Origin of the sequence: Yoonia sp. (assembly GCF_965660735.1) — a bacterium.
Lineage (GTDB): Bacteria > Pseudomonadota > Alphaproteobacteria > Rhodobacterales > Rhodobacteraceae > Yoonia.
Window position 1 is genome coordinate 1 of record NZ_CBFIBD010000058.1, and the last position, 11,846, is coordinate 11,846.

The following is an 11,846-nucleotide window of genomic DNA, read 5'->3' on the forward strand; positions in this document are numbered from 1 at the left end:
GACCACCGCGCTGGTGGCGGCCTTTGGCTATCTGCGGCGGTTTGATATGCACAGGTTGCCACGCTGGACGCGACCGGTGCTGTCAGTGGTTCTGTCATCGTTCATCGCGGGGCTGGCCACGGCGCCATTTGCAGCCGCGCATTTCAACCAGATCGCGCATTATGGTCTGATCGCCAATTTACTCAGCGTGCCGCTGATGGGGCTGCTGGTGATGCCTGCCGCTGTGCTGGCGGCCTGCCTGGTCCCCTTTGGGCTGGCGGCTGTGGGGCTATGGTTCATGGACCTTGGCCTGCGCTGGATCCTGTTCGTGGCCGGACATGTCGCCGGGATGGACGGGGCGGTTGGCCACGTGCATGCGCCGCATCCTGCCGTGTTGCCGGTGCTGACGCTGGGCCTGTTGTATTTCATCCTCTGGCAGGGGCGGGCGCGATTTGCGGGCGGGGCGGGCGTGATTATTGCGGCCTTGCTGTGGCAGCAAAGCACACGGCCCGATTTGCTGGTCGCTGACAGCGGCGCGCTGATCGGTCTGGCGCGGCCCGAGGGGCGGGTGCTGTCAAAGCCGACAGGGGGCAGCTTTGTCGCCGGGATTTGGTTGGAAAACGACGGGGCGCCGGTCGCGCAGGATATCGCCGCCGCGCGCCCCGGATTGGACAGGCAGGTGCGGGTTGTTTCTGCGCCTCTGGGGGAATGGCGGATCGTGCAGGCATCGGGCAAGACCGTTCTGGCAGACATGCAGGGCTGCGGTGGAGCGGATATTTTGATATCAAACCAGACAGATGCCGGGCCGCGTCCCTGTGTAGTGTATGATTTGGGCCGTCTGCGCGACACTGGCGCGCTGGCGATTGATCTGACACCGGCAGGCGATTTGCAGATCACTACGGCCCATGGGGTCGCCGGTCACCGACCCTGGAACAACAGGCAAGGGCCGGTTGCGCCGCCACTGCGGCTGTCACTTGCAGACAAGAAAGCGACGACCGTGATCGCGGGGGCGGATCAGTAAGTGCGGATCAACCCGACGAGACGGCCCTGCACCTTGACCTGATCATCCCGGAACACCCGTGTTTCATACGCGGGGTTTGCGGCCTCCAGTGCGATCGAATTGCCGTTGCGGCGGAACCGTTTCAGCGTCGCCTCATGCCCTTCGACAAGGGCAACGACGATATCGCCGTTATCGGCCACGGTGGTTTCGCGGATCACCACCACGTCGCCGTCGTTGATCCCGGCGTCGATCATCGAGTCGCCCTTGACCTCCAGCGCATAATGATCACCCTTGCCGACCATGGACTGCGGCACGTGCACGTTGTGTGATACTTGGGAAATCGCCTCGATCGGGACACCGGCGGCGATCCGGCCCATGACGGGCAGTTCGACCGAACCAGTTTCCACCGGCATGGCGCGGGCCGGGGTGCTGTCAGGCCTGTCGCCGTCGATCACGCGGGGCGTGAACCCGGCTTTGCCCTGCATCGCATCGGGCAGTTTGATGATTTCCAGCGCGCGGGCCCTATGCGCCAGACGGCGGATGAACCCGCGTTCTTCCAGTGCGGTGATCAGGCGGTGAATCCCGGATTTTGACCGCAGATCGAGCGCCTCTTTCATCTCGTCGAAACTGGGGGGGACGCCATCGCGCTGAACGCGCTTGTGGATGAATTCCAAAAGGTCGAGTTGTTTCTTGGTCAACATTTGGCCGCTCCCCTCGCAGGTTGTCCGTATGTTCTATGCATGTTCCTGTTTTGTGTCAACATATCTTCGCGCAAAGGCGATCACAGCGGGATAATCTCGATTGTGGCCCCGGTGGGCCGCGGCCCATCATTGATCGGACGGACCGCAAGACAGTTGGCATCGGCCAGCACCGTCAGCAGGGCACTGTCCTGCCGGTCAAAGATGGCGACACCCTGGTCGGTCACCCGGGCGCGGGTATAATGCTCGCGCGGCCCGTTGGCGCCAATGTCATGGGCCAGCGTGGCCGTCTGGCGTGGGGCGGCCGACTGGCCCAGGCCCAGCATCGACCGGATCACCGGCACCACGAAAATATGTCCGCAAACCATCGCTGACACCGGGTTGCCGGGAAGGCCGATCATCATCGCATCACCAATGCGACCAGCCATCAGCGGCTTGCCGGGGCGCATCGCAATCTTGTAAAACGCCCGTTCCATCCCGTTGGCCTGCGCCACATCACCGACCAGATCATGATCACCCACCGACGCCCCGCCGATGGTCAGGATCAGATCGGCACCCTGCGCCAGTTCAAACGCAAGGTTCAGCGCTGGCACAGTGTCGCGTGCGATCGGCAGCAGCCGTGGTTGCGCGCCAATCGCTTGCAGCAATGCCGCCAGGCCATAACTGTTGGAGGCGATGATCTGGTCAGGGCCGGGGGTTTCACCCGGCTGCACCAATTCGTCGCCCGTCGCGATAATCGCCACGACGGGGCGGCGTGTCACCGGCACCCTGCTGATATTCATCGCAGCCAGCAGGGCAATGTCGGACGGGGATAATAGGCGTGGCGCATTGATCGTGTCGCCGGTGCGAAAATCGGCACCCGCGGGCCGGACGTGTGGTTTGGCTTCCAATGTATCGCCAAGGGTGATGGTGTCGCCCGCGCGGGTCACATCCTCTTGGATCACCACATGATCGGTGCCAGCGGGCAAGGGCGCGCCAGTGAAGATACGCAGCGCCTGTCCCCGCGCCACAGTGCCGGCAAAGCGGTGCCCTGCAGCGGCTTCCCCGATGACAGTGAAACTTGCACCGGGGCGCGCGTCTGTACCGGCCAGCGCATAACCATCCATCGCCGAGGCCGCAAAGGGCGGCTGATCGCGCCGCGCGGTGACATCGCGGGCCAGAACCCGGCCACCGGCCTGCGCCAGCGGAACGTCTTCGACGGGCAGGGGGGCTGTCAGTGCAAACAGGTGATCGAGGGCTTGCGCGACGGTGATCATGGATTCTCGAACCGGCCCGATTTACCACCGTCTTTCAGCGTCAGGCGGATACCGCCGATTTCCATGTCTTTTTGGACGGCCTTGACCATGTCATAGACCGTCAGGGCGGCGGCGCTGACGGCTGTCAGCGCCTCCATTTCTACCCCTGTCTGACCACCTGTTTTCACGGTGGCAGTGATGCGGATGCCGGGCAGGGTATCATCCGGCGTCAGATCCAGTGCGACCTTGGTGATTGGCAAAGGATGGCACAGCGGGATCAGATCGGCGGTTTTCTTGGCCCCCATGATGCCGGCAATCCGGGCGATCCCCAGCACGTCACCCTTGTTTGCACGCCCTTCGGTTATCAGCGCCAGCGTGTTGGCGGTCATGCGGATGAACCCTTGGGCCACGGCGACACGGGCCGTGACGGGCTTGTCCGATACATCGACCATATGGGCCTGGCCGTGATCGTCGAAATGGGTCAGATCGGCCATTACATATCCCCCGTGGCCGGGTGCGCCAGCAGCTTGCGCGTGGCGGCCGTCACGTCTGCCTGCCGCATCAGGCTTTCCCCGATCAGAAAACACCGTGCGCCATAGCGCGCCATTTCGGCAAGATCGTCTGGTGTGGAAAGCCCGCTTTCGCATACGATCATGCGGTCGGCTGGCACCAGTTTCGACAGGGTGCGCGTGGTATCCAGCGTGGTTTCGAACGTCTTGAGGTTGCGGTTGTTGATCCCCATCAGCGGGGATTTCAGCAAGGTTGCCCGTTCCAGTTCTTCGGCGTCATGCACCTCTATCAACACGTCCATATTCCAAGCAAACGCAGCTTGTTCCAGTTCCTGCGCCTGTGCGTCGCTGACTGATGCCATGATGATCAGGATGCAATCGGCATGCAACGCGCGGGCCTCGGCCACCTGATAGGTGTCATACATGAAATCCTTGCGCAGGGCGGGCAGGTTGCAGGCGCTGCGCGCCGCCGTCAGATAGCTGTCGGCGCCCTGAAAACTGGGGATGTCGGTCAATACCGACAAACACGTTGCGCCGCCGACCTCATAGGCTTCGGCCAGGGCGGGCGGATCGAAATCAGCGCGAATCAATCCCTTTGACGGGCTTGCTTTCTTGATCTCTGCGATCAGACCATAGCCTTCGCGCGCGGCCTCGGCCAGACGATCCGCAAAACCGCGCACGGGCGGGGCCTCATGCGCGCGCGCCTCGACCTGTGCCAGGGGCACCTTGTCCTTGCGGGCGGCGATTTCTTCCAGTTTGTAGGTTTTGATTTTTTCCAGAATGTCGCTCATGGGTCCGCCCGGTTGATTGGATGTTCGCCACGATCAATAAGCCACTGGTTGGTCATTTAAAATGGGCATGGTCCGAAAAATCCACAGTGGCATGACAGGGCGCGGTCATCGTCAGGCCCTGACCGGCGCCATCGCCAAGCTGCGCCGGATCGAACATCAGGCCTCGGATGTGATGCGCGCCAGCGTCTCGAGGGCCTGTTTCGCGCGGCCAGAGTCGATGCTGTCACGCGCAAGTGCGACGCCTTCGCGCAGATCGGCGGCCTTGCCCGCGACCAGCAGTGCGGCCGCCGCATTCAACAGCACCGCATCGCGGAATGCACCTGTTGCCCCATCCAACAAGGCGCGAAATGCGGTTGCGTTTTCCTCAGGTGTGCCGCCGACGATTTCGGCAAAGGCATGCACCGGCAGGCCCGCATCTTCTGGCGTGATTTCAAATTCAGTCACGGCGCCGTCTTTCAGGGCGGCCACCCATGATACCCCGGTGATCGTCAGCTCGTCTGTGCCGTCGGAACCGTGGACCAGCCAGGCAGCCTCGGACCCTAGCGCCAGCAGGGTATCGGCCATTGGGCGGATCAGGTCACGGCTGAAAGCGCCTGTTAGCTGACGCTTGACGCCAGCAGGATTTGTCAATGGCCCGAGTATGTTAAAGATCGTTCTTGTGCCCAGTTCCGCCCGCGTCGGCATCACATGTTTGATGGCCGGATGATGCATCGGCGCCATCATGAACCCGATCCCGGCCTCGGCCAATGCGCGTTCCACGACCTTTGGGCCGACCATGACGTTGATTCCCATCTGCCCCTGCACATCCGCGGTGCCTGACTTTGAGGACAGGTTGCGGTTGCCGTGCTTGGCCACCGGCACACCGGCCCCTGCCACGACAAAGGCGGTTGCTGTGGAAATATTCAGCGTGTGCTTGCCGTCACCGCCAGTGCCGACGATATCCATCGCCCCCTCGGGTGCGGTGACAGCCAGGCATTTGGCGCGCATGACAGCGGCGGCGGCGGCATATTCGTCCACCGTTTCGCCACGTGTGCGCAGCGCCATCAATAGCCCGCCGATCTGTGACGGTGTTGCATTGCCCTCGAACAGGATCTCGAAAGCCTGTTCGGCTTGGGCGCGGGTCAGCGGGCCTTCGGCGGCGGCGTGGATCAGAGGTTTGAGCGCGTCACTCATGCGGCACCTTTTTTCGGTCTTGGCTTTCTGCGACGCATCCTAGGGCGATTATCGGAGCGACTTCCAGCCAATATTGGCGATGAAATCTTGCGATACCAGCCTTTTGCCGGGGCTGCACGCCCTGTGGTCGGATAATTCCTGCTCAGGTTGAGAAAAGGGGTGCATTCGCTGCTTTGTAGTCGATATAAGCCCCGCCAAGCGAAGACCGGTCGTGCGACGCCCGGTTGCTGATGGAAACGGGTCACCAAAACAGTGAGGGTGTGGATGCGCGGAGCAGTGTCGGGTGCGGTATGGGGGCTGGTTCTGGGAACCACCGGGCTTGGGCTGGCGTCACTGGCGCACGAACCACCGGTGGTGGTAAACCAGCCGCAGGCGCCCCAAGCATCCGCCGCCGGAGCGGGGCCAGCCGTTTCTGATGCCATGCCGGCCAGCACGCAGGCACCCGAAGCGCCCGCGCGTGCTGAATCTCCGATCAATTCAAGCGATAGGACAGACCCGCCTGCACCCATTGCCACCACGCCTCTCTCGCCGCAACCGGCCCCTGTTGATACCGCAATGCGCGCGCCAGAGGCCGATGTCGCGGGAACGCCGCCAGACGATGCCGCGCCGTCCGCCGCGGATGGCAAAGATGCGGTGAATGCCCTGCCCAGACCTGCCCCTGCCATTGTCCCTGCAAAAGATCTGGCGCCGCAGGTCCCCACGACAGTGGATGCAGCACCCGCCGCACCCGATCTACCGTCTTTGGATGCGGATGTTGCATCGCCCGAGACCAACGGCAGAGACCCCGGGATCGCGTCGAATGAACCGGCACCGCAGCCGACGGCATCACAATCCCCGCCAGTTGCACCGGCCGCACCAGCGGCTGCGACCGACCCCGCCCCGCAGATCGATACACCGCCGCCCAACGCGGTCGTCCGAGAGGATCCACCTGTTGCTTCCGATGTTCCGGCACCGGCGCCTTTACCGGTATTGCCTACGGATTCATCGCCCCCTGTAAGCGACGGCGACATCAGCAGCACGACTGTCTTGCCGCAGATCAATTCCGGCGTGCGTGTAAACCGTCCTGGGGCAGACGCACCTGCACCAGCCGGAACACCAGCCGAAATTGCCCAGCCGGATGCCGTAGACGAGGATGCGCCGGCACTGCAGCGATTTGCCGCGACGTTTGAAAACCCCCAAGGCTGGCCGTTGGTCAGTATCGTCTTGATTGACGATGGCACGATGCCCGATGCGGCGGCGACGCTGGCTGGCCTTTCCTTTCCGGTGACTGTCGTCCTTGATCCGCTTGATCCCGATGCGGCGACCCGCATGTTGGCCTATCGCGCGGCAGGCGTCGAAATCGGGCTGCAGGCGGCACTGCCGCAAGGTGCGCGCGCGCAAGACGTAGAGGTCGCCTTTGCGGCGGCCCACGTGATCCTGCCCGAGGCAGTTGTTCTATTCTCTGGTGGTGATGACGTGCTGCAAGGCGATCGCGTTGTCACCGAACAGATGGTTAACCTCCTGGCAGCCGAAGGGCTTGGCCTGGTGGCCGTCGATCGCGGTCTTAGCCGCCTTGCGCGGATCGCTGCACAGGCCGGTGTGCCCGCCGCAATCGTAAAGCGTGATCTGGTCGGTGAAACAGGCGACGCAATCAACCGCGCGCTGGATCAGGCGGCGTTCCGTGCCCGTCAGGGCGCGGGTGTCGTGCTGTCAGGGCCGTTGACCGCTGATCTTCTGGCGGGACTGTCCGAATGGGCGGAAGACGCCAACATCAATCAGATCGCGATCGCGCCTGCATCGGGCATTCTGGCGCAACCCTGATGGGTTGCACCCAGCGCCGCCCTTATTGGAACTGGGCGTTCACTGCATTCACTGTGGCCTGGTCAATTGCCACGTCGGTTTGCTGGCGCAAGGCGTCGGCGTAGTTTTCGAAAACCTCTTGCGCGATGCCTGCAGCGGCGTTGGCGGCCAGTTGTTCGCGCTGTGCAGCAACCGTCGGATCTGCCGGATCAGGTGCGGCAATGTCATCCAGCCGCACGATGATCGCACCGTCAGCGCCAGGGATGACACTGACGTCACCCACGGACATGTCAAAAATCCGGTCGTTAAATCCGGGGGGCGTGCCCTCGAGAAAACTGCGGCGCGTCAGGTTCTGTTCCTGGCGGGCATTCAGGCCAACTGTGTCAAAACCCGTCAGTGGCTGGATCGCCGCCGCGATCTCTTCTGCGCGGGCGACCACGGCACGTTGCTGCGCGGCGGCGCGCCACGCGATATCAACTGCATCGCGCACTTCCGCGAAAGGGTTCAGGGTTGGCGGTGTGATTCCATCCAGACGCAGCGCAAAGATGCCGCCGTCTGCAAGGTCGGTCACTTCGGCAGATGCACCTTGTTCGACATTTGCAGCGGCCGCGCGGAAATCATCATAGGCGGCAATGCCGTCTGTGGTGTCCGGGGTCCAGTTGATCTGGCCAAGTTCCATTTCGGTGCGCGCGGCGATGTCTTCCAGTGTTGCGCCACCGACCAGAAGGTCGATGATATTATCCATGTCGCCATTGACCACCTCGCGGGCAGCATCGGCGGCCAGTTCCTCGCGCAGTTCCGGTGTCGCTTCTTCCAGTGTGGTTTCCTGTGCGGCCAGAATGGCGTTCACCCGAAACAGCGCGGGCCCAAGGGACGAATTGAACGGTCCGACCACGTCTCCGGGGGCGGCGGCAAAAACAGCCTCGCCCGCGCCGCGCAAGGTTTCCTGATCAACGTCGCCAAGATCGATGTCCGACAGTGAAAGCCCGCGTTCGGCGACCAGTTCCTCGAATGTGACTTCGCCAGCGTCCAGACGCGCGCGCGCTGCATCGGCCCGGTCCTGGCCGACATAGACAAGCCGTTCTACCAAGCGGCGTTCGGGCTGAACGAAATCGGTCTTGCGGCTTTCATAAAGCTGGGCAATTGCGTCATCGAGCACTGTCATCGCATCCTGCAACATGTCCGGGGTCAGCCAGACGTAGGTGATGTCGCGGGTTTCGGGGCGGGTGAATTCATCGGGGTTTTCGTCGTAATACGCGCGCTGATCAGCCTCGGTCGGGCCGGGAAGCGGGGCTGTCAGATCATCTGCTGTGACCGCGGCCCATGTCACGCTGCGCTGCTCGCCGATGTATTGCACCATCGTGTCGGCAAAGGTCGCGGCGTCGGGAATGCCACTGACGACGGCGGCCTGTAACAGCGAGCGTGCGATATCCTCGCGGATGCCGGTTTCGAACGCGGCCTCATTCATTCCCATCTGCTCCAACGCAAACCGATAAGAATCGCGGTTGAACCCGCCTGCACCCTGAAAACGGGGGATTGCGCGCAACTGGTCCAGCACCCGGGCATCGCCGACAGACAGGCCAAGATTGCTGGCTTCGTTGTCAAGGGTTCGGGTCAGGATCAGCTGGTTCAGTGCTGTCTGGTCAATGCCAAAAGCCTGCGCCTGCTGAAAGGACACCGGGCTGCCGAACTGTGCCTGCAGGGCGTTGATTTGCTCGGTCAAGGCACGTTGATAGGCTTGTACGCTGACATCCTTGTCGCCGACGGTGCCGATATTGCGGATATTGCCCGAAAGCCCCCCCGCGCCAAAGCCTGCAAGCCCGACCAGCAAAAGGATGACGATGAACCACGCACCGTATTTGTTTTTCTTCTTCTCAGCCATCTGTCGATCAAGCCCCGTTCCTGTCGTTGGTCCCGCTGTCGCGGGTGGCGCATGAATACGGGTGCGCGGCGTATGGTGCAAGGGTCACAGGTGCAGCTTTGCCAGCCTGTCAAACAAAACGGCGATGTCGGAGGCATCGACATTTGCGAATGCGATCCGCAACTGGCTTGCACCACCCGCCACGTCATCCGGCATGAACATCGTGCCGGGCAGCAAGAGCACCCCCGCCTGCTGCACCAGAATGGGGGCAAGATCAGCGGAACTGATCCCGAAGGGATGTTGCAGATAGGCGAAATACGCCCCGCAGCCCAGCAGTTTCCAACCTTGCGCGGCCAGCGTGGGGAAATTGTCGGTGATCGCGGCGCGGCGTGCCAGAATTTCTTGCCGTTGGTCCGCCAGCCAATCACCCAGATTCTGCATCCCCCAAAGGGCTGCACGCTGGCCCAACTGGTTGGGGCAGATGGTGACCGTATCAAGGAACTTTTCGATCTCGGCCAATCGGGCAGTGCTGGCGATGACCGCACCCACGCGGTGGCCAGTCAGCCGATACGCCTTGGAGAAGGAATAAAGCTGGATCAGCGTGTCATCCCAATGCGGATCGGTGAACAGATCATGCGGAGCGCCGCTGCGGCTGTCGAAATCGCGGTAGGTTTCATCGACGATCAGCGCGACCCCATGGGTGCGCGCCAGGTCGGCAAAGGCGTGCAACGTCCCGGCAGGATATTCCACGCCGCAGGGGTTGTTGGGGCTGACCAGCGCAATGGCGCGGGTGCGCGGCGTGATCAGTGCGGCGGCATCTTCGGCGCGCGGCACCATGTCCGGCCCGACCCCCAACGGCACCGTGTGCACACCCGACATATCCAGCCACATGCGGTGGTTGAAGTAATACGGAACAGGCAGAATCACCTCGTCGCCTTCGGCGCAGAGCGATGCGATGGCGGCGGCAAAGGCCTGATTGCAACCCGACGTGATGGCGACCTGATCCGCCGTGACCGTCCCGCCATAGGATACGGTCCATTGCTGGGCCACCGCGGCGCGCAGTGCGGGCATTCCCAGAACCGGGCCGTAAAGATGCACCGCCGGATCGTTGCGGATGATGTCGGCCATGGCATCGCACATGGCAGGCGGAGGCGGATCGACCGGGGCCGCCTGACTGACATTCAACAACGGCCGGTCGGCCGGGTGCGTGACCCCGTCAAGCCAGCGCCGTGCCTCCATCACGGGGGGCGCGAATGTCTGGCTTGTGCGCGGATGTGTCATGATTTTTCCAAAAGGGGCGGCTGCGCCGCATTACATTTTTGGGTGCCTCCGGCGGAGGTATTTTTCAACAGAAGAAGGCCCTGTTCAGTCCTTGCCCCGGTAGGGTTCCACATATTGCAGGGCCATGTCCCATGGAAAGAATATCCAGGTATCCTGACTGACCTCGGTTATGAAGGTATCGACCTGCGGCCGGCCCTGCGGCTTTGCATAGACGGTTGCGAAATGCGCATTGGGGTACTTGGCGCGCACCAGTTCGAGTGTCTTGCCGCTGTCCACAAGGTCGTCGATGATCAGGATGCCGGTGCCGTCGCCCATCAGGCCCGGATCGGGGGATTTAAGGATTTTCGCCGCCGATTGGTCCTGATGGTCGTAGCTTTTGACACTGATCGTATCGACCGTGCGGATATCCAGTTCGCGCGCGGCAATCATCGCGGGCGCCATCCCGCCGCGGGTGATTGCGACAACCGCGCGCCAGCCCCCGTCGTCCGGTCCCATGCCATCCAGCCGCCACGCCAGCGCACGGCTGTCGCGGTGGATTTGATCCCAGCTGATATGAAACCCTTTTTCATGCGGCAGGCGGTCGTTCATGGCAGCGGTCCTATTCTTTGGTGATATCGGGCGCATCGACGGCCTTCATGCCGACGACATGATACCCCGCATCGACATGCAAAACCTCGCCTGTCACGGCACTGCCCAGATCGGACAGCAGGTAGAGCGCGGATTTGCCGACCTCCTCTTGCGTCACGGTGCGGCGCAGCGGGGAATTGTATTCATTCCACTTCATTATCAGCCGAAAATCGCCGATGCCCGATGCGGCCAGTGTCTTGATCGTGCCGGCGCTGATCGCGTTGACGCGGATGTTGTCCTTGCCCAGATCCTCGGCAAGATAGCGCACCGATGCTTCCAGTGCGGCCTTGGCGACGCCCATGACATTGTAATGCGGCATCACCTTTTCGGCGCCATAATATGTCAGTGTCAGGCAGGACCCGCCGTCGGTCATCATCTTTTCGGCGCGTTTGACGACGGCCGTGAAGGAATAGACCGAGATATCCATCGACATCAGGAAATTGTTGCGGCTGGTATCAACGTAACGTCCGCGCAGTTCATTCTTGTCAGAAAAACCAATGGCGTGGACGATAAAATCCATCTTGCCCCAGCGTGCCTCGAGGTCCGAAAACAGCGCATCAATGGATGCTTCGTCGCCGACATCGCACGGAAGCACGATATCCGAGCCGACAGAGGCGGCAAGCGGTCCGACGCGTTTCTGCAACGCTTCACCCTGATAGGAAAACGCAAGTTCGGCACCGGCATCGGCACAGGCCTTTGCTATGCCCCAAGCGATGGATTTGTCGTTCGCGAGGCCCATGATCAGGCCGCGTTTTCCCTGCAGCAGCTGTGATGTCATTGCTGTAACCTTCATCGATGTGACTATGCTAGCAACTCGTTTAGGCGATTGACCGGGCCACGGCAAGCTGTTGACGTAATGTAGTAAAAAGGTTGCCACATCGTATGATTGATCCTACCACTAAGACAAAGAGAG

Annotated in this window: 11 protein-coding genes; 2 read left to right on the forward strand and 9 right to left on the reverse strand. The window is 62.0% G+C overall.

Annotation, left to right across the window (positions count from 1 at the left end; translation table 11 throughout):
* Nucleotides 1–1,000, forward strand: a 1,000-nt coding sequence (locus ACTG4B_RS14675) for a ComEC/Rec2 family competence protein (protein WP_439156448.1), incomplete at its 5' end; no start/stop codon positions are given.
* Here ACTG4B_RS14675 and lexA read toward each other — a convergent pair.
* The 5 genes from lexA to trpD form a co-directional block, all read right to left on the reverse strand.
* Nucleotides 994–1,680, reverse strand: coding sequence for a transcriptional repressor LexA (gene lexA / locus ACTG4B_RS14680; protein WP_439156449.1), 687 nt, complete (start codon nt 1,678–1,680; stop codon nt 994–996). The genes ACTG4B_RS14675 and lexA overlap by 7 nt on opposite strands.
* 80 nt (nt 1,681–1,760) lie before the next feature.
* Nucleotides 1,761–2,933: a molybdopterin molybdotransferase MoeA gene (locus ACTG4B_RS14685; RefSeq protein WP_439156450.1), complete on the reverse strand. Its 1,173-nt coding sequence runs from the start codon at nt 2,931–2,933 to the stop codon at nt 1,761–1,763.
* Complete coding sequence (gene moaC, locus ACTG4B_RS14690) at nt 2,930–3,406, reverse strand: cyclic pyranopterin monophosphate synthase MoaC (protein ID WP_439156451.1); 477 nt, start codon at nt 3,404–3,406, stop codon at nt 2,930–2,932. The genes ACTG4B_RS14685 and moaC overlap by 4 nt, the downstream gene beginning before the upstream one ends.
* Entirely contained in the window at nt 3,406–4,212 is an 807-nt protein-coding gene (trpC, locus tag ACTG4B_RS14695; protein WP_439156452.1) for an indole-3-glycerol phosphate synthase TrpC, read from the reverse strand. Before trpC ends, moaC begins: the two co-directional genes overlap by 1 nt.
* A gap of 156 nt (nt 4,213–4,368) precedes the next feature.
* On the reverse strand, nt 4,369–5,385 hold the full coding sequence (gene trpD / locus ACTG4B_RS14700) for an anthranilate phosphoribosyltransferase (protein WP_439156453.1): 1,017 nt from the start codon (nt 5,383–5,385) through the stop codon (nt 4,369–4,371).
* Nucleotides 5,386–5,649: 264 nt separating this feature from the next.
* On the opposite strand from trpD, the gene ACTG4B_RS14705 reads away from it, so the two are divergent.
* Complete coding sequence (locus tag ACTG4B_RS14705; RefSeq protein WP_439156454.1) at nt 5,650–7,185, forward strand: divergent polysaccharide deacetylase family protein; 1,536 nt, start codon at nt 5,650–5,652, stop codon at nt 7,183–7,185.
* A 22-nt stretch (nt 7,186–7,207) separates the two neighbouring features.
* Here the strand turns inward: ACTG4B_RS14705 and ACTG4B_RS14710 are convergent, their stop codons facing one another.
* The 4 genes from ACTG4B_RS14710 to fabI form a co-directional block, all read right to left on the reverse strand.
* Nucleotides 7,208–9,046 (reverse strand): peptidyl-prolyl cis-trans isomerase, encoded by a 1,839-nt coding sequence (locus ACTG4B_RS14710; protein WP_439156455.1) that lies wholly within the window; start codon nt 9,044–9,046, stop codon nt 7,208–7,210.
* Between the two features lie 84 nt (nt 9,047–9,130).
* On the reverse strand, nt 9,131–10,306 hold the full coding sequence (locus ACTG4B_RS14715) for an aminotransferase (RefSeq protein ID WP_439156456.1): 1,176 nt from the start codon (nt 10,304–10,306) through the stop codon (nt 9,131–9,133).
* Between the two features lie 84 nt (nt 10,307–10,390).
* Nucleotides 10,391–10,894, reverse strand: a complete 504-nt coding sequence (gene gpt, locus ACTG4B_RS14720) for a xanthine phosphoribosyltransferase (protein ID WP_439156457.1) — start codon at nt 10,892–10,894, stop codon at nt 10,391–10,393.
* 10 nt (nt 10,895–10,904) lie between these two features.
* Complete coding sequence (gene fabI, locus ACTG4B_RS14725) at nt 10,905–11,711, reverse strand: enoyl-ACP reductase FabI (protein WP_439156458.1); 807 nt, start codon at nt 11,709–11,711, stop codon at nt 10,905–10,907.
* Nucleotides 11,712–11,846 lie beyond the last annotated feature (135 nt).